Annotated in this window: 20 protein-coding genes; 9 read left to right on the top strand and 11 right to left on the bottom strand. The window is 72.2% G+C overall.

All coding sequences use genetic code 11. The annotated features are described in order from the left end of the window. Positions 1-46 precede the first annotated feature (46 nt). Together EXU48_RS01415 and EXU48_RS01410 are read right to left on the bottom strand one after the other, a co-directional pair. A complete protein-coding gene (locus EXU48_RS01415; RefSeq protein ID WP_133105787.1) occupies positions 47-616 on the bottom strand; it encodes a 1-acyl-sn-glycerol-3-phosphate acyltransferase in 570 nt (189 codons plus the stop codon). A 230-nt stretch (positions 617-846) separates the two neighbouring features. Next, positions 847-1,809 carry a helix-turn-helix transcriptional regulator gene (locus EXU48_RS01410; protein ID WP_133105786.1) on the bottom strand — a complete coding sequence of 321 codons (963 nt, stop codon included), beginning with the start codon at positions 1,807-1,809 and terminating at the stop codon, positions 847-849. A gap of 86 nt (positions 1,810-1,895) precedes the next feature. Between EXU48_RS01410 and EXU48_RS01405 the strand changes: the two genes are divergently transcribed. Both EXU48_RS01405 and EXU48_RS01400 read left to right on the top strand, forming a co-directional pair. Next, positions 1,896-2,462: a VOC family protein gene (locus EXU48_RS01405; RefSeq protein ID WP_133105785.1), complete on the top strand. Its 567-nt coding sequence runs from the start codon at positions 1,896-1,898 to the stop codon at positions 2,460-2,462. 32 nt (positions 2,463-2,494) lie between these two features. After that, on the top strand, positions 2,495-3,349 hold the full coding sequence (locus EXU48_RS01400; protein ID WP_133105784.1) for an SDR family oxidoreductase: 855 nt from the start codon (positions 2,495-2,497) through the stop codon (positions 3,347-3,349). 12 nt (positions 3,350-3,361) lie between these two features. Here EXU48_RS01400 and EXU48_RS01395 read toward each other — a convergent pair whose 3' ends face one another. Together EXU48_RS01395 and lpdA are read right to left on the bottom strand one after the other, a co-directional pair. Then, positions 3,362-4,363 (bottom strand): glyoxalase superfamily protein, encoded by a 1,002-nt coding sequence (locus EXU48_RS01395; RefSeq protein ID WP_133105783.1) that lies wholly within the window; start codon positions 4,361-4,363, stop codon positions 3,362-3,364. Between the two features lie 299 nt (positions 4,364-4,662). Beyond that, on the bottom strand, positions 4,663-6,063 hold the full coding sequence (lpdA, locus tag EXU48_RS01390; protein WP_133105782.1) for a dihydrolipoyl dehydrogenase: 1,401 nt from the start codon (positions 6,061-6,063) through the stop codon (positions 4,663-4,665). A gap of 111 nt (positions 6,064-6,174) precedes the next feature. Between lpdA and EXU48_RS01385 the strand changes: the two genes are divergently transcribed. The 3 genes from EXU48_RS01385 (at position 6,175) to rox (ending at position 9,507) form a co-directional block, all read left to right on the top strand. Continuing rightward, positions 6,175-7,413, top strand: coding sequence for an Nramp family divalent metal transporter (locus EXU48_RS01385; RefSeq protein ID WP_235856773.1), 1,239 nt, complete (start codon positions 6,175-6,177; stop codon positions 7,411-7,413). Positions 7,414-7,573: 160 nt separating this feature from the next. Next, entirely contained in the window at positions 7,574-8,032 is a 459-nt protein-coding gene (locus EXU48_RS01380; RefSeq protein ID WP_133105780.1) for a GNAT family N-acetyltransferase, read from the top strand. A gap of 17 nt (positions 8,033-8,049) precedes the next feature. Continuing rightward, a complete protein-coding gene (rox, locus tag EXU48_RS01375; RefSeq protein ID WP_133105779.1) occupies positions 8,050-9,507 on the top strand; it encodes a rifampin monooxygenase in 1,458 nt (485 codons plus the stop codon). Here rox and EXU48_RS01370 read toward each other — a convergent pair. The 6 genes from EXU48_RS01370 to EXU48_RS01345 all read right to left on the bottom strand — a co-directional run bounded on the left by EXU48_RS01370 (position 9,501) and on the right by EXU48_RS01345 (position 14,854). Beyond that, a complete protein-coding gene (locus EXU48_RS01370; RefSeq protein ID WP_133105778.1) occupies positions 9,501-10,148 on the bottom strand; it encodes a hypothetical protein in 648 nt (215 codons plus the stop codon). The two genes, rox and EXU48_RS01370, sit on opposite strands and share 7 nt — an antisense overlap. 276 nt (positions 10,149-10,424) lie before the next feature. Continuing rightward, the gene (locus EXU48_RS24395) at positions 10,425-12,101 is read right to left on the bottom strand and encodes an ABC transporter permease (RefSeq protein WP_165962647.1); all 1,677 of its coding nucleotides are present in this window, start codon (positions 12,099-12,101) and stop codon (positions 10,425-10,427) included. A gap of 3 nt (positions 12,102-12,104) precedes the next feature. Further along, complete coding sequence (locus EXU48_RS01360; protein ID WP_133105777.1) at positions 12,105-13,010, bottom strand: ABC transporter ATP-binding protein; 906 nt, start codon at positions 13,008-13,010, stop codon at positions 12,105-12,107. Continuing rightward, the gene (locus tag EXU48_RS01355) at positions 13,007-13,705 is read right to left on the bottom strand and encodes a TetR/AcrR family transcriptional regulator (RefSeq protein WP_235856772.1); all 699 of its coding nucleotides are present in this window, start codon (positions 13,703-13,705) and stop codon (positions 13,007-13,009) included. The genes EXU48_RS01360 and EXU48_RS01355 overlap by 4 nt, the downstream gene beginning before the upstream one ends. Before the next feature lie 124 nt (positions 13,706-13,829). Further along, complete coding sequence (locus EXU48_RS01350) at positions 13,830-14,375, bottom strand: class I SAM-dependent methyltransferase (RefSeq protein WP_207947572.1); 546 nt, start codon at positions 14,373-14,375, stop codon at positions 13,830-13,832. An 11-nt stretch (positions 14,376-14,386) separates the two neighbouring features. Then, complete coding sequence (locus EXU48_RS01345; protein WP_207947571.1) at positions 14,387-14,854, bottom strand: DUF6069 family protein; 468 nt, start codon at positions 14,852-14,854, stop codon at positions 14,387-14,389. A gap of 175 nt (positions 14,855-15,029) precedes the next feature. Between EXU48_RS01345 and EXU48_RS01340 the strand changes: the two genes are divergently transcribed. Genes EXU48_RS01340 through EXU48_RS01325 form a run of 4 tightly spaced genes read left to right on the top strand, consistent with a single transcriptional unit; the run spans position 15,030 to position 17,999 of the window. Next, positions 15,030-16,244, top strand: coding sequence for a sensor histidine kinase (locus EXU48_RS01340; RefSeq protein ID WP_207947570.1), 1,215 nt, complete (start codon positions 15,030-15,032; stop codon positions 16,242-16,244). Next, positions 16,241-16,951, top strand: coding sequence for a response regulator transcription factor (locus tag EXU48_RS01335; protein ID WP_268958135.1), 711 nt, complete (start codon positions 16,241-16,243; stop codon positions 16,949-16,951). The genes EXU48_RS01340 and EXU48_RS01335 overlap by 4 nt, the downstream gene beginning before the upstream one ends. A 20-nt stretch (positions 16,952-16,971) precedes the next feature. Further along, the gene (locus tag EXU48_RS01330) at positions 16,972-17,613 is read left to right on the top strand and encodes a hypothetical protein (RefSeq protein WP_133105773.1); all 642 of its coding nucleotides are present in this window, start codon (positions 16,972-16,974) and stop codon (positions 17,611-17,613) included. Next, positions 17,610-17,999, top strand: coding sequence for a YchJ family protein (locus EXU48_RS01325; protein ID WP_133105772.1), 390 nt, complete (start codon positions 17,610-17,612; stop codon positions 17,997-17,999). Before EXU48_RS01330 ends, EXU48_RS01325 begins: the two co-directional genes overlap by 4 nt. Before the next feature lie 65 nt (positions 18,000-18,064). Here the strand turns inward: EXU48_RS01325 and EXU48_RS01320 are convergent, their stop codons facing one another. After that, positions 18,065-18,748 carry a response regulator gene (locus EXU48_RS01320; protein WP_133105771.1) on the bottom strand — a complete coding sequence of 228 codons (684 nt, stop codon included), beginning with the start codon at positions 18,746-18,748 and terminating at the stop codon, positions 18,065-18,067. Between the last annotated feature and the right edge of the window lie 24 nt (positions 18,749-18,772).

The following is an 18,772-nucleotide window of genomic DNA, read 5'->3' as shown; positions in this document are numbered from 1 at the left end:
GCTGAGGACCTGGCCGGGGCTGCAGACCCGGCCGGGACCGAGCGTTTCAGCCCTCCTCGTCACGCAGGCGCGGCTCGATCGTCCTCGCCGGCCGGACCCCGGTCTTGCCCTGGTAGAACGCGCGGATGACGTCCATGTCCGCGACGACGTCCCCGGTCAGTTCGATCGTGGGGCCCAGGCCGGTGGTCATCGTGTTCCGGTCGACGTAGCCGAGGGTCACCGGCAGGTGGGTCTCGCGGGCGATCCGGTAGAACCCGGACCGCCAGTACGGCGCACCGGTGCGGGTGCCCTCCGGGGTGATGACGAGGTGGAACCGTTCGCCGGCGTTGACCCGTTCGACCACCTCGGCGACCACCGTGGAGGGGTCGCGACGGTCCACGGGGATCCCACCGAGGGCGCGCATGATCGTGCCGAACGGCTTCTTGAACAGTTGGTGCTTGCCGAGGAACCGGAGTTTGAACCCGTCCTTCCAGGCGATCGCGAGCATGAACACGAAGTCCCAGTTGGAGGTGTGCGGCGCGCCGAGCATGATGCCCGCGCCGCGCGGATCCACCGGTTCGGACCTCAGCGTCCACCGGCTCAGCCGCCAGTACAGGCGGGCGATGGCCCGCTTCACGTGTGCCTCATGAGCTTGACCTTACGGGCGTGACGAGGCGACCGCCGGGTCGATGGTCCCACCGGGGTGACGCTCCCTCGGACGGGCGGTGCCCAGCGAGGACCGTCTCTGTGCTTCGCTGGAAGACAGAGGCGCGGCTTGGACTCGTGGAGCAGCGAGGCCATGCGCTTGCGGCTGCGGCACTCGGTTGCGATCGCCGGCGCGCTCTCACGCCTCCGCAGCAGCACCAGCTAGCCGGCTTCGGTGGCGTGGAGCAGTCCGCGCCCCCACGCCCTCATGTGGTCGATCGCCTCGACCGGCCCGTGCACAACGAACGGGGCACCGATCGCAACGAGGCAGAAGGCCGCCCAGTCCAGCGACTCGGCGGCGATGTGGACCTCGCATGAGGTGTCGTCCACCGGCTCCACGGTCCCGTAGTGCAGGATCTCGGCCCGGATCCGTTCGGCGGGCGCGTGGACTGTGGCGTGTACGCGGTAGCGCGACGGCAGGACGCCGATCCGAGAGCGCACGTAGGAGACCGGGTCGTCATCGGGCAGACGGCGCGGCGCGAACCTGGCTCCGGTGCGCCGCGGCTCAGTGATGCGGTCGACGCGGAACGTACGCCAGTCCGCGCGGTCCAGGTCCCACGCGATGAGGTAGATCCGGTTCTCCACATTCGCGATCCGGTGTGGTTGCACCGTCCGCCGCGACGATTCGCCTGCCCGGGAGCTGTAGGCGAACACCACCGAGTCGGAGTCACGGCAGGCGAGAGCCAGCGTCGTGAGGGCGGTGATGTCGCCGATCATGGCGCGGTTCTCGGGGCCGCCCGCCGGAACCGCCACGGCCCGCAGACTGTCGATCCGACCTCGGATGCGGGGCGGCAGGACCTGCACGATCTTTGCCATCGCACTGACGGCGGACTCGGCCGAGGATGGGTGCACACCCGTGGCGATCTCCTTCAGCCCGAGCACCGTGGCCGCGGCCTCGTCCTCGCTGAGGACCAGTGGCGGAAGGGATGCCCCGGCGCTGAGCTGGTAGCCGCCGCCGGTCCCCCGGGTCGTGATGATCGGATAGCCGAGCTGCTGCAGGCCGTTGACGTCGCGGCGGAGGGTCCGCTGGCTCACGTTGAGCCGGCGGGCGAGTTCGGTTCCGGGCCAGTGCCGCCGGCTCTGCAGGAGCCCGAGGAGGTCGAGGGCCCGGGTGCTGGTCGACATTCCTCCAGACTAGTTTCACTTGTGGCCAGATACCGACCGGAAGTCGCGCGAGACTTGGAGGACCAACCAAGAACAGAAGGAGTCCCATGTCTGCTCCCACGCCGTCGACCGTTCCCGCCGCTCCCGTCGGCTCCGCGACCGTCGACCCGTTCATCTGGTCCGACGACGCCCCGGGCCTGATCGCCTTCCTGGCCGACGTGTTCAGTGCGGCCGAGGTCTCGGAAGCCCGTACCGCCGACACCGACGGGCTGGTGCTGCACTCCGAACTCCGGATCGGCGACTCCACCGTCACCATCGCCGACCGCAAGCCCGGATGGCCCTACACCCCGGCGTTCGTCCGCGTGTACGTCGACGATCCGGCAGCCGTCCTGGCACGCGCCGCCGCCGGCGGAGCCCGGATCGTCACCGAACCGACGGAGTTCTGGGGTGACGTGCTCGCACGCTTCGCCGACCCGTTCGGCCACCTGTGGTGGGTCTACCAGCACAACCCGAGTGCCACCACCTGGGACGGCGCAGAGAGCGACTGGTCCGAGGGCGACGCCTCCGGCGATGACGAACAGTCCTGGGAGTCGGCCTCCACGCCGGAGCTCGACTACATCCACTCCAGCCTGATGGACGCGATGTCCTCGCTCCAGGACCCCCGCACGCGCTGACCGCCCGACCAGAGGAGAAAGGACCGATCAGCATGCGCATCCTGGTCACCGGAGCAACCGGAAAGGTCGGACGCCACCTCGTCGAAGAGCTTCACCGGGGCGGCCATCACGTTCGAGCCCTCACCCGAAACCCCCGGAACACCAATTTCCCGGACGGCGTCGAGGTGCTCGGCGGCGATCTCACCATGATCGAGACCCTCGGAGACGCGTTCGAAGGAGTCGACGCGATCCACCTCATCACCTTCGGCGGCGACGACCTCGGCGACCTGACGAACGGGGCGGAACTCGTCGACCTGGCCGAGCGGAAGAAGGTCCGTCGCGCGTCCGTGCTCGGGAGCTGGTCCCGGACCAGTGTCGAGACCGCGCTCAAGGGCAGCGCGATCGGATGGACCCTGCTACACCCGGTCGAGTTCATGGCCAACACGTTCGACTGGGCCGACGAGCTCAGCACCCACGGCACCCTGTCCACGCTCGCCACCTACCCGAGCGCGATGGTCCACGAGGCGGACATCGCAGCCGTCGCCGCCAGCGCCCTGACCGAACCGGGGCACGACGGCCGAACCTATCCACTGACCGGCCCCGAGGCGCTCACGCCGCAAGAACGGATCCGCATCCTCGCGGAGACGACCGGCCGGGACCTCGCCCTCGTGCAGCTGACCGAGGCGCAGGAACGAGAACGCCTGCGCGGCTACGGATACGACGACGACTACGTGGAGTTCGGGATCAACCTGGCGACGAACCCACCTGCGACCGCGGGAAAGGTTCTCTCCACCGTCCAGGACGTCACCGGCGGCCCTGCACGCACCTTCGCCCAGTGGGCACAGGAGAACGCGGCCGGGTTCCTGCCGCGCGATGCCGGCGCGGTCTCGAGGTCGATCGGCCCCTGAAGGCCGGCCGCGTCAGACCGCCCGTGCCGCGGCCTCGAAGTGCGCCAGGATCACCGGCCAGTCGTTGAACTGCCCACGCCGTTCGCCGTTGCGCGCATCCCAGCCTCCGTGTTCCAGCCGAACCTCGGTGCCGCCGGCGACAGGCCGGAAGTGCACGTCCAGCCGGGTCGGCGTCGCGGGATCCTGGGCGAGCGTGAACGTCATCGCCCAGTGCGTGGGGCGGTGCCGGTGCAGCACGCGCCCGATCGGCAGCCGGCCCCGACCGTTCTCGAACGCCACCTCATCCGAGACCGTGACCGGGGCGCCGACCTCCCGGCCGTACTCGACCCACCAACTGAACGACGTGAACAGATCGAAGGCGGCCCCGGGCTCGAGCGGAACAGTGATCCCGGTGACGATCGGCGGCAGCTCCCGGTCGGCGCGGGCCCGATCCCCGTCGGCCTGCAGGAAGGTGAGCTGGTTGCCGGATGGGTCGTGGACCGTCACGGTCTGCCCCCAGGGCACCTGCTCCAGGCCCGGCGCAGCGAACGAGTAGTCCTTCGCGGAGAGCGTGGCGTGGACCGCGCCGGCGTCCGCGACTTCGATGAGCACCGCGGTCCCGGGCGTGCCGTCGCCGTGGTGCTCGGACAGGTGCAGCCGCGCACCGTCGGGCGAGGAGACCTGCACGTACAGCGGCGAGTGATCGGAGAACCGGTGCCCCCAGTCGACGGTCCAGCCGAGGTAGCCGAGGTAGAAGTCCTGGGCCTTGTCCCAGTCGAACATCCGCAGGATCGGCACGACGGCGGAGGTCGCCGTGGCAGCGCCGCCGGCGGTCTCGCTCGGGTCCCCTAGGCGGCCTGCGGCGCTGGTCGTGCGGGTGGTCCCGGTCAGGGTGTTCCAGTCCGCCAGCCCGTGGGTCCTCGCGATCAGTTCGAGCGCGGCCGCATGGCCGACCTCGAACCCGGCGGCGGTCAGGGCGGTGCGCAGGCGCCTGGCCTGCGCCTTGGCCTCATCGGGTGTGGGCACGGTGTTCATGACGAATCCTCACGGCGGAGCGACCATCCGGTGCCTGCGTTGCCGACGTCCTCCGCGCGGGGTTCGTCGAGTCCGTTGACGAGGCCGTGCGTGATCGGCATTCACCATCCCGAACGCGCGAGGCGATGCGGGGCAGGCGGCCGGCTGCCGGAGCCGTGCGCCCATGATGGACCCGTTGCGACGGCAGCGCCAGACCCGCTCACCGGCACCTTGGGCGATGAGTGCGCGCAAGCCCCCGGTCAACCCGCGCCGGACCAGGGGTTCCGCGCACTCGAGCCAGGGTGGCCCCGGTGAGCGAATCAGAAGTTGATCATGTGACCCGTCAGGCCGTGGAAGCCCTCCTGCAGCGCCTCGCTCAGCGTCGGGTGGGTGTGCACGTTGCGGGCCAGCTCGTTCGCCGTGAGGTCCCACTTCTGCGCGAGCGTCAGTTCCGGCAGCAGTTCGGAGACGTCCGGGCCGATCAGGTGACCGCCGAGCAGCTCGTTGTACTTCGCGTCGGCGACCAGCTTCACGAACCCGGTGGGCTCGCCGAGGCCGTGTGCCTTGCCGTTCGCGGTGAACGGGAACTTCACGACCTTGACGTCGTAGCCCTCGTCCCGGGCCTGCGCCTCGGTGAGGCCGAAGCTGGCCACCTGCGGCTGGCAGAACGTGGCGCGCGGCATCATCCGGTAGTCGCCGAGCTCCACGGTCTCCGCGTCGGCGATCGTCTCGGCGGCGACCACGCCCTGGGCCTCGGCGACGTGCGCGAGCTGCAACTTCGCGGTGACGTCGCCGATCGCGTAGATCCCGGGCACGTTCGTGCGCATCCGCTCGTCGATCGCGATGGCGCCGCGCTCGGTCAGTTGCACGCCGGTGTTCTCCAGGCCGTAGCCGTCCACCCGCGGGGCGAACCCGATCGACATCAGGACCTTGTCCGCGACGATCTCGCCGGCGTTGCCCTTCGCGTCGGTGTAGGCGACCTTGACCGAGGAGCCGTCGTCGGTGACGGTCTCGACCTTGGTGGAGGTGAGGATGTTCACGCCGAGCTTCTTGTAGCTCTTGGTGATCTCCTTGGAGACCTCGACGTCCTCGTTCGGCAGCGCCCGGTCGAGGAACTCGACGATGGTCACGTCCACGCCGTAGTTCTTGAGCACGTACGCGAACTCCATGCCGATCGCGCCGGCGCCGACGACCACGATCGAGGCGGGCAGGTCGCGGGTGAGGATCTGCTCCTCGTAGGTGACCACGTTCTCGCTCAGCTCGACACCGGGCAGCAGTCGCACGGTGGAGCCGGTGGCGATGATGACGTTGTCGAACGTGATCTGCTCGGTCCCGCCGGAGCTGAGTTCCACGTTCAGGGTCTTGGCGTCCGCGAACGACCCGAGACCGTCGTACTCGCGGATCTTGTTCTTCTTCATCAGGAAGTGCACGCCCTTGACGCGCCCGTCGGCGACGTCCCGGCTGCGGTCGAAGGCGGCGCCGAAGTCAAAGCTCACCTCACCGGTGATGCCGAACGTGTTCGCCTGATGGTTGAAGATGTGGGCCAGTTCCGCGTTCCGCAGCAGCGCCTTGGACGGGATGCAGCCGACGTTCAGGCAGACACCGCCCCAGTACTGCTTCTCCACGATCGCCACGCTCTGCCCGAGCTGCGCCGCACGAATGGCAGCGACGTATCCGCCGGGCCCGGCGCCGAGAACAACAACGTCATAGTGTCCAGTCACCCTCCCAACCTTAGTCCGACACGGCGGCGCGGAAGTGAGCCGTTGGTCACACCGCCGAGGGCCGGAGTGGGCTAAAGTTCGGTCACCCGAACTTTTCCCATGGAGGCACTCGTGGCGACCAGCACCACGGACACACAGGTCGATGCCCGACGTCGTCGCCTCCTTCCGCTGCTCGGTCCGGCCTTCGTAGCCGCCGTCGCCTACGTCGACCCGGGGAACGTGGCCGCGAACCTCACCGCGGGCGCACGGTACGGATATCTGCTGTTGTGGGTGCTGGTGGCGGCGAACCTGATGGCCGTGCTGGTCCAGTACCAGTCCGCGAAACTCGGGCTGGTCACCGGCGCCACGATGCCCGAGCTGCTCGGCCGCCGGCTGCGCCGCAAGCCGCGCCTGGCGTACTGGGCGCAGGCGGAACTGGTCGCGGCGGCCACCGACCTGGCCGAGGTGATCGGTGGCGCGATCGCACTGAACCTGCTGTTCGGACTGCCCCTGCCGCTGGGCGGCCTGATCGTCGGGGTGATCTCGATGCTGATGCTGCTGGTCGCGGACCGGCATGGCCAGCGGCGGTTCGAGTCCGTGATCGTCGCGCTGCTCGCCGTGATCACGGTCGGGTTCGTGGCCGGTCTGTTCGTCAACCCTCCCGACGGCGGCGAGATGGCCCGCGGTCTGGTGCCCCACTTCGCCGGCGCGGACAGCGTCCTGCTGGCGACCTCGATGCTCGGCGCCACGGTGATGCCGCACGCGATCTACGTGCACTCGGCGTTGGCACGGGACCGGCACGGCAAGGGCGAGGCCCGGCTCCCGACCCTGCTCCGGGCGACCCGCTGGGACGTCGTGGCCGCGCTCGGGGTGGCGGGCTGCGTGAACATCGCGATGCTGCTGCTCGCCGCGTCCAGCCTGCAAGGCGTCCCCGGCACGGACACCATCGAGGGCGCCCACGCCGCGGTCACGGACGCCCTCGGTCCGGCGATCGGCATGGTGTTCGCGATCGGGCTGCTCGCCTCCGGGCTCGCGTCCACCTCGGTCGGCAGTTACGCCGGTGCCACCATCATGGCCGGCCTGCTGCACCGCCGGATCCCGGTGCTGACCCGCCGTGCGGTGACCCTGGTGCCGGCGCTGGTGCTGCTCGCCGCCGGCGTGGACCCGACCTGGGCCCTGGTGATCTCGCAGGTGGTGCTGAGCTTCGGGATCCCGTTCGCCCTGGTGCCGCTGCTCCGCCTGACGTCGGATCGCACCCTGATGGGCGAGTCCGCGAACGGCCCCGTGATCCGGTGGGTCCTGACCGGCATCGTGGTCGCGGTGGTCGCCCTGAACCTGGGCCTGATCCTCCTGACGCTGACCGGCGGCTGACCCACGACTGACCGGCGACTGACGTGCGTTGCCTCACCCGGACGCCACTCTCCGGCTGCACCGTCCGGCGAACCCCGACCGGTGCCCTGGACGGCATGCTCGGGGTAACGTTCACGGCATCCGGTCGCTCGGTGGCCCCGATTCCCCGCGGAGGTAGGACATGACCACGTTGGTACGCGTCGAATGGACCGATCCCGACCTGCAGCGGCTCGTGGCCGCCCAGGAGGCCGAGGTGATCGAGCGGTACGGCGACGAGATGGCCGCGCAGCCCCTCGAACCGGGAACGGTGTCCGTCGGCCTGCTGGTCCGGGACGAGGCCGGCGTGGCCGTCGGCTGCGGCGTCCTGCGCGACCCGGCGCCCGCGTTCCAAGCCGGCACCGCCGAACTGAACCGGATGTACGTGGTCCCCGAGCAGCGCCGCAGGGGCCTGGCCAAGGTGATCCTGCGGGAGCTCGAGGCGATCGCCGTCGAGCGCAAGGTCACCCAGCTCGTCCTCGAGACCGGCGTGCTGCTCGAGGAGGCGATCGGGCTGTACTCCTCCGAGGGCTACCGGATCATCGACAACTACGAGCCGTACGAGGACTCCATGGACTCGCGCTGCTTCGCGAAGGCGCTGTAGCAGCGGGAGCCACGCACATGGTCGACGTGATCATCAGCGGCGGCGGGCCGACCGGGATGATGCTGGCCGCGGAACTGCGGCTGCAGAAGGTGGACGTCCTCGTCCTCGAACGGGACCCGGAGCCCACCACCGCGGTCCGGTCCCTCGGCCTGCACCCACGAAGCATCGAGATCCTGGACCAGCGCGGGCTGCTCGAGAAGTTCCTGGCCCACGGGCAGCAGTACCCGGGCGGCGTCGGCCACTTCGCCGGCATCGCAGGGCCGCAGCCGAGCCTGGACACCGCGCACGGGTACGTGCTCGGCATTCCCCAGCCGGTCACCGACCGGCTGCTGGCCGAGCGCGCCGAGGACCTCGGCGCCGAGATCCGGCGTGGCGTCGAGCTGACGGCGCTCGACTCCGGCGACGACGGGGTGAGCGTCGACCTCGCCGACGGCACCCGGGTCCACGCGCCGTGGCTGGTCGGCTGCGACGGCGGCCGCAGTCTGGTGCGCAGGTTGCTCGGTGTCGGGTTCCCCGGTGAGCCCGCCAGGACCGAGTGGATCCTCGGCGAGATGGAGGTGACCACGCCGCCGGAGGAGCTGGCTGCGGTCGCGGCCGAGGTCCGCAGGACCCATCGCGGGTTCGGCATCGGCCCCACCGGGGACGGATTGCACCGCGCCGTGGTGCCCGCGGCCACCGTGACCGAGGACCGTTCGGTCCCGCCGACCCTGACCGAGTTCCGGACCCAGCTGCGCGCCTACGCCGGCACCGACTTCGGCGCCCACTCGCCGCGGTCCCTGACCAGGTTCACCGACGCCACCAGGCTCGCCGACCGCTACCGGGTTGGTCGGGTCCTCCTGGCCGGCGACGCCGCGCACGTCCACCCGCCGCTGGGCGGCCAGGGTCTCAACCTCGGCATCCAGGACGCCTTCAACCTCGGGTGGAAGCTGGCCGCCCAGGTCCACGGGTGGGCACCGGACGGACTGCTGGACAGCTACGGCACCGAACGTCGTCCGGTCGCCGATGCCGTCCTGACCCTCACCCGTGCCCAGAGCGAGCTGATCTCCCCCGAGCCCGGCCCGCAGGCCGTGCGCCGGCTGCTGACCGAGCTGATGGAGATCGAGGAGGTCAACCGGTTCCTGGCCGAACGGGTCAGCGGCATCGGGATCCGCTATGACTTCGGCGAGGGACCGGCCCTGCTCGGCCGGCGGCTGCGTGACCTGCCCCTGTCCCGGGGTCGGCTCTACGAACTCATGCACGACGGCCGCGGACTCCTGCTGGACCGTACCGGCGAACTCTCCGTGGCCGGGTGGACGGACCGGGTCGACCACGTCGCGGACGGCGCCGCGGAGCTGGACGCACCCGCGGTACTGCTCCGTCCGGACGGGCACGTCGCATGGATCGGTGACGACGCCGACGATCTGCTTCGGCACCTGCCGACCTGGTTCGGCGCGGCCGCCGAGGACGCCGGAGCCGACCGGCGCGGTCCTCAGTAGGGACTGCGCAGCGCGAGCCGGTTCGTCGTGACGAGCAGCCACACCAGGCACAGGATCCGCCCGGCCGTGGACACCGGGCCCCAGGGCACGACCGGCAGGGCGAGCAGCCCCATCACCGCCACCACCGCGGCGACGACACCGATCACCCGCTCCGGTGGTGAGTAGGCGGCCGACCGGGACAGCGCGAGCACGTAGAGGCCGAGCGTCGCCACGTGCACCGGGCCACCGACCACGGTGAGCGTGGCGTGCAGCACCTGCACCGCCCGTTCGCTGCCCATCGCCCCCGAGAAGGCCAAGGCGAGTCCCGCGCCGGCGGCGACCGTCAGCGCCGCCACGGCAGCGAGGTGCGCCAGCCCGAGCCGTCGCTCGGACGGTACCGCCCGCGGCACCACGAGTCCGAACACCAGCAGCGCACCCGCCGCGAGCAGGTACAGCCCGCCGATGCCCAGGAGCAACTCGTCATGGGCGCGCAGGAACTCCTGGGCGCCGTCCGCCCGCGGTCGGGGCATCCGCTCCCCGGTCACCCAGCCGGCGAGTCCGGCCTCCACCACGCACGCGAGGGTCAGCACGACGGCGCACACGAACGCCGTCACGGCCGCGCCGCGCAGCCGGGGGCGGAAGGCCTGTTCCTGCTCCCTCATCGCCGGCGACCCTCGCTCTCCGATGCGGTGCCCGGCGTCGGCGCCGGCCACGGCGCCGGAGTTCGCGGCGCCCGGTCCCACCGTAGGGCGCGGCCGGCCCGCGGGCGAGCATTCGCCACCCGCGTCCCGGACCGGCGACCCAGCGATTCAGCCGCCGCTCCCTCGAGATGGTCGGCGGGCCCGGCTGATTCGAGGGCTTGGCAACGTCCTCGCCGCGCGGGTCGCGGGAGGTGGCAGGCGGACGGGCCACGCGCCCCCCGGCCTGATTCCGCCCGGCTAGCTGGAGCGGATGTCCCGACGGCGGATCCCGAGCAGGCCACCGATGGTCAGGACCGCGGCGATCGCCGTGAGCACCAGGAGCGGGCCGGGGTCGGCCGCCTCGACCGGCACCGTCGGGGTGCGGTCCACGGGCGAGATACCCATCAGTCCCGCCGGCAGGTCCAGCAGGGCACCCACCCAGCCGACGAAGACGACCCAGGCGACCAGCACCCAGGCGAGTCCCGCCAGCGGCGGCACGAGCCCGAACAGCGCGAGCGCGAGCGCGGCCATCACCAGCACCGCGGGCAGGTAGGCCAGCGACGACACGGCGAGCCGTCCGATCGCGTCCGCGGACCCGGTCGCCGCCTGCACGCCGAGCCCAAGCCCGAGCCCGGACAGCACCAGCATCACGATCGACGCCACGACCACCACGGCGAACCAGTTCGCGACCCAGCCGAGGCGGGAGGCACCGGTGGCCAGTACGGCCTCGCCGCGCCCGCCCTCCTCCTCGGTCTTGAGCCGCAGCACCGCCCCGACCGCGAACGCCCCGACGCCGAACACCAGGAAGGACAGCATCGCGCCCGCGAACGCGTCGATCAGGTCGCCGCCGCCCATCCCGATCCAGGCGCCGAGGTCCGGGACCTCGGCGAGCATGTCCTCGAGCGAGTTCGCGAGGCTGCCGAACGTGATCGCCATCAGCACCAGGCCGACCGACCATCCGATGATCGTGCCCCGCAGCAGCCGCAGGGCCAAGCCCTGTCCGCTCAGCAGGATCGGGTTCGCGGCCGCCCGTCCGCCGCGCTCCGGGCGCAGGCCCGCGCCGAGGTCGCGCCGCCGGGCCAGCCGCACGGAGACCGCGAGCAGGACGACGGTCAGCGCGAGCGAGAGGGCCAGCGGCCACCACCGCAGGTCCACGAAGAGCCGGGTCTGCTGCGCCCACGCGAGCGGGGAGAGCCAGGACAGCCAGGATCCCTGCGAGTCGATCACGTCGCCGACCCCGCGGGCCACGAACGCGGCGGCGAGGACCACCATGGCCATCCCGGTCGCGGCGCGCGCGTGCGCCGTCACCTGCGTCGTGACCGCGGCGACGGCGCCGAACACGAGTCCGGTCACCGCCGTCGCCAACCCCATCGCGGCGCTGCCGGCGACCTCCAGGCCACCGCCGAGCAGCGCCAGCGCCGTGCCGGCCCCGATCACGAGGTTCACGCCCGCGACATGGACGAGGGCCGCCGTCGCCGGCGCGTAGTGACCAACCGGCAGCCCGCGCAGGAGCTCGGTCCGGCCTGCCTCCTCCTCCGATCGGGTGTGCCGGACGGTCAGCAGGACGCTCATCACGGCGACCGTGACGAACAGGCTCAGGCTCAGCTCGTTGGCGACCATCGCGCCGAGCGTGTAGTCGTCGAGGCCGAACGCGGGCCCGGTCATCATGACCGCGGACGGGTTCGTCAGGATCGCGGCACGGGCCTGCCGGGCCGCGGCGTCCGGATAGGCGACCTCGAGGGCGGGGACGGTGGCCGCGACGGTCCCGACGATCGCGACGAACCAGATCAGGATCCGGATCCGGTCCCGCCGCAGCGCCAGCCGGAGCAGCTGCCCGGTCCCGGCCCAGGGTTCGCGCACCGATGTCCCGCTGCGTCGCTGCCGATCCGCGGGTGCGCGGTGCGCGGCGTGGTGGGTCTGCGTGGTCGCGGTCATGGCTCAGGCCCCCGCCGCGACGGTCTCGTCGCCGTAGTGCCGCATGAAGAGCTCCTCGAGCGACGGCGGCGCCACGGTCAGGTGGGACACGCCGGCCTCGTTCAGGGCCGCCAGAACGCCGCTGATCTCGGCGTCGTCGACGTCGAACCGCACCCGGGCGTCCTCGGCCACCAGGTCGTGCACGCCCGGCAGCGCGGCCAGTCGAGCGGGATCGGCCGCGGTGGTGGCGGTCACCGAGGACCGAGTGAGGTGGCGCAGGTCGCCGAGCGTGCCGGTCTCCACCGCCCGGCCGGAGCGGATGATCGTGACCGTGTCGCAGAGCTTCTCGACCTCGGCCAGGATGTGGCTGGACAGCAGCACGGTGTGCCCGGCGTCGCGCAGGGCCCTGACCTCGTCGGTGAACACGGCCTCCATCAGCGGGTCAAGACCCGAGGTCGGCTCGTCGAACAGGTACAGCTCGGCGTCGGTGCACAGCGCCGCCACGAGTGCGACCTTCTGCCGGTTGCCCTTGGAGTAGGTGCGCGCCTTCTTCGTCGGGTCCAGCTCGAACCGGTCGAGGAGGTCGGCCCGGCGGGCGTCCCGCCGCGGCGTGCCGCCGTGGATGCGGGTGAGCAGGTCGACGATCTCACCGCCGGTCAGGTTCGGCCACAGGCTCACGTCGCCGGCCACGTAGGCGAGGCGGCGGTGCACCGCGACGGCGTCGCGGAAGGGGTCCATTCCGAGCACGCTCGCGCTGCCGGAGTCGGCGCGCAGCATCCCGAGCAGGACCCGGATGGTGGTGGACTTACCGGCGCCGTTCGGGCCCAGGAAGCCGGCCACCTGGCCGGTCTCGACGGTCAGGTCGAACCCGTCGAGCGCCCGGGTGGTGCCGAACGTCTTGACGAGGTTCTCGGTGCGGATCGCAGTCATGTGTGATGCCCTTCCTGTTCCGGTTCGGTGCCCGGGGACTCGCCCGGCAGGTTCGCGGCGAACGCCTCCAGCAGGCTGCGGTCGACGAGCAGGCCCTCCGTGTAGAGCTCGAGGGTCGGCACCGTGACCTCCTCGGTGTAGGCCTGCAGGACGTCCGCGAGCGCATCCAGGTCGAGCCGGTCCCGGGCCGCCGGCATGCGCAGCAGCAGGGCCCCGAGACTCGACTCGACGATGTACCGCGCCCGGGCCCTGGGCGCCAGGCTCGGTCGGATCGACCCGTCCGCGACCCCGGCCTCGAGGTAGTCCACGGTGGCGGCGACCATCCGGTCCACGAACGCGGTCAGCACCGGCCCGCCGTGCTGCAGCAGGCGCAGCATGTAGCCGACCATGGCACTGTGCTGGCCGAGGCCGGCGAGCCAGGCCGCTGCCGTGCTCGCGCCACTGTCGCGAAGGAGTTCGTCATCGGCTCGGAACATCTCGTCCAGCACGAACTGGTCGCACTCATCGCGCAGCCCGTCCCGGGAGCCGAAGTGATGCAGGATCAGGCCCGGGCTGACGCCGGCGTCGGCGGCGATGGTCCGCAACGGTGCGGCGAGGCCGTCGGTCGCGAACCGCCTGACCGCCGCGTCGCGGATGCGAGCGCGGGCGGTCAGGTCGTCTGCGGACCGCTCTGGACCGGTCGGTGTTGAACGCACGTTCAGCATCCTACACACGCATTCAGCCGCCGTCGAGGCCGCAGTCCGGATGACGTGCCGCCGAGCGCGCGGTTGCCGCCGGTTGCGCGCCGTCGGACCCGTGGGAACCACGCGCTCGGCCGGCCTACGTGGTCGCGTGTCCGGCGATGAACGGGATCGCCAGGCCGAGGGGGCCAGGCTGGGTGAAGGTGGAGACCTGCACGTCCGCGAAGCCCGCGGCGCGGATGGAGGTCAGGGTGTCGCGGTTCGCACGGCACCCGTCGGGCGCTCGCCAGCTCCAGAGCTCCTGAGCCACCCGCACCGGTGTCCAGGCCGGCGCGGCGACGTGCTCCCAGAACACGAACCGGCCACCCGGGACCAGCACCCGCCGGACCTCGGCGAGCGCCGCCGTCGGATCCTGGACGGTGCACAGCACCGTGGTGCTCACGACCGCGTCGACCGAGGCATCGGGCGCCTCGAGATGCTCGGCGAAGCCGTCGTCGACCTGCACGTCCATGCCGAGGCCGTCCGCCCGGGCGAGCAGCCGGTTGCGGCGCCGACGGTCCGGCTCGATGCCGCACCAGGAGACGTCCGGGCCGAAGCTGGCCAGATTCGCTCCGTCCCCGGCCCCGATCTCCAGTACGGCACCGGTCAGCGGCGCCAGCAGCGCGGTCCGGGACGGAGCGTCCACGTGGGCGGGCCTCACCGGTCACCTGCCGAGGGGGTCGGGCCGGTGCCGCGGGCCGGAAGCAGCCCGATCAGCGCCGCGCCGACGCCCAGGTGCATCGCGCCGAGGGCGAGCGTGGCCTCCAGCGACTGCGCCTGCCCGACCGGCCCCAGCAGGGAGACCACGGTGAGGGCGAGCGCGAGCACGGTCCAGACCTTCGCGGCGCCGGTGGTCAGCCGCTCGAGCACGGCCAGTGAGCCCCACCCGGCCAGGCCCGCGACCACGCCGGCCACCAGCACGGACGCCGGTCCGACCGCCATGGCGCCGTCGGGCGTGGTCACCGACAGTTCGGCACCGAGGACGGGCACCGCGATCAGCCAGATGCCGATGCCGACGGCGGTGGCCACGCCCACGGCGAGAAGCCGGCGCAGGCGGCGTGCGCGGGTCGCCGTGGGCGCGCCGGTCCGGGGGGTCGGGGTGCCGGGGGTCGAGGTCGTCGTCATCATCTGCTCCTTCGGTGAGGGGGGTGCCGCACCGTGCGGTCACCGGTTCCACCGTCGCGATCGGCGCCGCGCACCGGTATCGGCCGGGGGGCCAGGACGCACCGGCCGTGCGGCGCGAGCGGTACCGACCTTCGGCCGTATCGGGGTGGGCCCCGCGATTCGTACGCTGAACGGCGTGAGGACCCTCCAGGAGATCTGCGCCGAGGACCGGCGGCGCCCGCCTCCGCGGGTCACGGCCGTGATGATGCTCGGGCTGGCCGCGCTCGCCGGCGTCAGCCTCATCGGCCCGATCCAGGACGAGAGCACGACGGCGGAGCTCGCTCTGGACATCGGCGTCGCCCTGGTCTCGGTCGCGTCTGTGCCGCTGCTGGTGCGCCGTCCGGTGCCGGGCGCCGCCGCACTCGCGGTGCTGGCGACGTTGTCGCCGCTGGCGACGCCGGGGTCGACCATGGGCACCTACTACGTGGCCCGCAACGCGCCGCTCCCGGACGCCGTCGGGATCGCCGTGATCGGGTTCGGGGCGCACCTGGTGCAGTACCTGTGGCGGCCGATACCCGGGATCGACACCTTCTGGTTCGTGTTGCTGGACGCCGCCGCGCACGCCGCACTGCTCGGCGTCGGGGCCCTGGCCCGGTCCCGCGCGGAGCTCGTCATGTCCCTGCGCGAACGCGCCGCTCGGGCCGAGGCCGACCGGGACCGGCAGGCCGAGAGGGCCCGGCTCGCCGAACGTGCCCGGATCGCCCGGGAGATGCACGACGTGCTCGCCCACCGGCTGTCGTTGCTGGCCACGTATGCCGGGGCGCTGGAGTACCGGCCGGACGCACCGGCCGACCAGGTGGCACGGGCGGCGGCGGTGTTGCGCACCGGCACCCACGAGGCGCTCGAAGACCTCCGCGAGGTGATCGGGGTGCTTCGGCTACCCGAGGGCGACGGGTCCGACCGGCCGGCCGGCCAGGACCTGCGGGACCCACACGACCGGCCCCGGCCGCAGCCGGACGTGCCCGAGATCGCCGCACTGGTCGCCACCACCCGGGCCGCGGGCACCGAGATCACCTACGCCCACCACTACGCCGATCCGGCCACCCTGCCGGGGCTGTCCGCGCGAACCGGGTACCGGATCGTGCAGGAGGCGCTGACGAACGCCCGCAAGCACGCCCCGGGTGCGCCGGTGCGGGTCCGCGTGGACGGCGAGCCGGGCGAGGGACTGACCGTCGAGGTCGTCAACGACGCCGCCTCCGCGCCGAGGGACCCCGCCCTCGCCGGGTCCTCGGCGGGTCTGATCGGGTTGGCCGAGCGGGTCGACCTGGCCGGCGGCCGGATCACCCACGGCCCGGACGGCCCGGACGGCTCAGGGTTCCGGGTCGCCGCCTGGCTACCATGGCCACGGTGACCCGGAACACCGACGCAGTGACGCAGGAACCAGGCCCCGAGCGCACCCTCCGGGTCCTGATCGTCGACGACGACGCGCTGGTACGGGCCGGGCTGACCATGATGCTCGACGGAGCCGGCACCGACGCCACCACGATCCGCGTGGTCGGCGAGGCGGGCGACGGCGACGAGGTCCCGGACGCCCTCGCGGCCCACCCCAGTGACGTGGTGCTGATGGACCTGCGGATGCCCCGGGTGGACGGGATCGCCGCCACCGAGCGGCTGCGCGCCACCCCGGGAGCGCCCGAGGTGGTGGTGCTGACCACGTTCCACACGGACGCCGAGATCGTCGGTGCGTTGCGGGCCGGTGCGAGCGGGTACCTGCTCAAGGACACGCCGCCGCAGGAGATCGTGGCCGCGCTCGCGCGGGTGGCCGACGGCGACGCGGTGCTCTCCCCGGAGGTCACCCGGCACCTCATCTCGCGGACGGTCGGCGAGGTCGGCCCCCGGGAGGCCGCTCGACGCCGTCTCGACCGGCTCAGCGAGCGGGAGGCGGAGGTGGCCCGTGAGATCGGCCGGGGCGCCACGAACGCCGAGATCGCGGTCGCGCTGTTCCTGTCGGTGGCGACGGTGAAGGCGTACGTCTCGACCGTGCTGACCAAGCTTGAGGTGGGCAACCGCACCCAGATCGCGCTGCTCGTGCACGACGGCGGGTGGCTGAGCGGGTAGCGGTCTGGCAGGTTGGGAGCATGGACCGTTGGGAGACCTTCCACTCGGGGCGCTCGGGCACGCTGGAGCACGACGGGGCTGTGCACCGCCTCTTCGACGACCTCGTCCTGCGGACCCGGATCGCGTTCCCGATCGCGGGCGCCGAGTACCTCCGCGCCGAGTCGGTGGTCCGGTTCGCCCACGGGGCCCGCACCTGGGAGACCTCGACCTACCGGGCCGAGCCGGAGGCCGTGCGGGCGCAGGTGGACCGGGTGAGCGCGGGCCTCGACACCGACACGATGCCGAGCTACGGGGAGTTCCTGCTGCTCGCGGACCTGATCGCCTCCGGTGAGCCCGCCGTCCGCTACATCCGGCTCGAGGACTCCGACCCGGTCGACGGCGCCGACCGGGCCACGCTGGAACGGCAGCGGCCCGAGCGTGTCACCCCGCCCGGCGGCACGCCGGTCGAGGCGCAGCGATACGGCGTCGTCGTCGACCGCGAGCAGATCGGGACGCACTGGGTGGTCGACGGGCGGGTCCGGATGAGCGACTGGAACGGCCCGGTCTCGGTGCACGTCGACTCCGCCGGGGCCGCCCTGGTCGGGCTGCCGGAAGCCGTGGTCACGTTCCTGCGCGAGGGGTTCGAGAGCGCCGACCCACGCGGTAAGGCCACGAGCGGGTGAGCCTCGAACGTGCCTGCGCGTGCGGTGGCGGCGCGACCTACGACGCCTGTTGCGGCCCCCTGCACCGGCAGGAGAGGTGCGCGAGTACCGCGGCGGAACTGATGCGGTCCCGGTACTGCGGCTACGCCGTCGGGGCGTTGGACCATGTGTTCCGGACCTGGCACCCGCGCACCCGGCCCGACGAGATCGAAGCCACGCCCGGGCTGACCTGGCTCGGCCTGACCATCCTGGGCACCGAAGCCGGCGGACCCGACGACACCGACGGCGTGGTGGAGTTCCGTGCCGGATTCCGGACCGCCGCGGGCCCGGGCGAGCTGCACGAACGGAGCTCATTCACGCGGCGCGCCGGTCGCTGGGTGTACGTCGACGGTGACATCTACCCGTGACTCGGTCCTCCCAGCGAGGCGGCCGATCGCGTCCCGCCACCTTCGAGATCAGTCCCCGTCCGAGGTCAGTCCCGACCCGGGCTGACCAGGCCGGACTCGTAGGCGAGCACCACGAGCTGGGCCCGGTCGCGAGCGTTCAGCTTGCTCAGCAGCCGGCTGGCGTAGGTGCGGGCGGTGGCCGGGCTGAGGAACAGCTCGGCCGCCACCTCCTGGTTGGAGCGGCCGCGGCCGATCAGCGTGAGCACCTCGCGCTCGCGTTCGGTGAGGGAGTCGAGCACGCCGGAGACGGTGCGCGGCACCGGGGCATCCGCGACCTGCCGCATCAGGGTCCGGGCGACGGCCGGCGACAGCGTCGCCTCCCCCGCGGCGACCGTGCGGATCGCGTTCCGCAGGTCCGACGGCGCCACGTCCTTGAGCAGGTAGCCGCTGGCTCCGGCACGGATCGCCTCGAGGATGTCGGAGTCCTCGTCGAACGTGGTCAGCACCAGCACACGGACGTCGGCGAGGTCGGGGTCGGCGCCGATGGCGGCGGTCGCCTCGATCCCGTCCAGCTCCGGCATCCGCAGATCCATCAGGACGACGTCGGGGTGGGTCCGCCGCGCCTGAGCGATCGCCTCCCTGCCGGTGCCGGCCTGGGCGACGACCTCGATGTCCCCCTCATGGGTGGCGAGCGCGAGCAGGCCCGCGCGGACCAGGGTGGAGTCGTCGGCCATGACGACGCGGATCGGGGCGGGTGGGTCCGGGGTCATCGCGGGTGCCTCATCGGTCGGTGA

Origin of the sequence: Occultella glacieicola (assembly GCF_004353825.1) — a bacterium.
Lineage (GTDB): Bacteria > Actinomycetota > Actinomycetes > Actinomycetales > Beutenbergiaceae > Occultella > Occultella glacieicola.
Note: the sequence above shows the minus strand (reverse complement) of the source record. Positions and strands in the feature narration are given on the sequence as shown.

Bases quoted from the DNA above. Each gene is read 5' to 3' on its own strand.
- EXU48_RS01320 (WP_133105771.1), bottom strand. From the start codon at position 18,748: ATGACCCCGGACCCACCCGCCCCGATCCGCGTCGTCATGGCCGACGAC.
- EXU48_RS24395 (WP_165962647.1), bottom strand. From the start codon at position 12,101: ATGACCGCGACCACGCAGACCCACCACGCCGCGCACCGCGCACCCGCG.
- EXU48_RS01400 (WP_133105784.1), top strand. From the start codon at position 2,495: ATGCGCATCCTGGTCACCGGAGCAACCGGAAAGGTCGGACGCCACCTC.
- EXU48_RS01345 (WP_207947571.1), bottom strand. From the start codon at position 14,854: ATGACGACGACCTCGACCCCCGGCACCCCGACCCCCCGGACCGGCGCG.
- EXU48_RS01360 (WP_133105777.1), bottom strand. From the start codon at position 13,010: ATGACTGCGATCCGCACCGAGAACCTCGTCAAGACGTTCGGCACCACC.
- rox (WP_133105779.1), top strand. From the start codon at position 8,050: ATGGTCGACGTGATCATCAGCGGCGGCGGGCCGACCGGGATGATGCTG.
- EXU48_RS01395 (WP_133105783.1), bottom strand. From the start codon at position 4,363: ATGAACACCGTGCCCACACCCGATGAGGCCAAGGCGCAGGCCAGGCGC.
- EXU48_RS01370 (WP_133105778.1), bottom strand. From the start codon at position 10,148: ATGAGGGAGCAGGAACAGGCCTTCCGCCCCCGGCTGCGCGGCGCGGCC.
- EXU48_RS01330 (WP_133105773.1), top strand. From the start codon at position 16,972: ATGGACCGTTGGGAGACCTTCCACTCGGGGCGCTCGGGCACGCTGGAG.
- EXU48_RS01410 (WP_133105786.1), bottom strand. From the start codon at position 1,809: ATGTCGACCAGCACCCGGGCCCTCGACCTCCTCGGGCTCCTGCAGAGC.
- EXU48_RS01380 (WP_133105780.1), top strand. From the start codon at position 7,574: ATGACCACGTTGGTACGCGTCGAATGGACCGATCCCGACCTGCAGCGG.
- EXU48_RS01405 (WP_133105785.1), top strand. From the start codon at position 1,896: ATGTCTGCTCCCACGCCGTCGACCGTTCCCGCCGCTCCCGTCGGCTCC.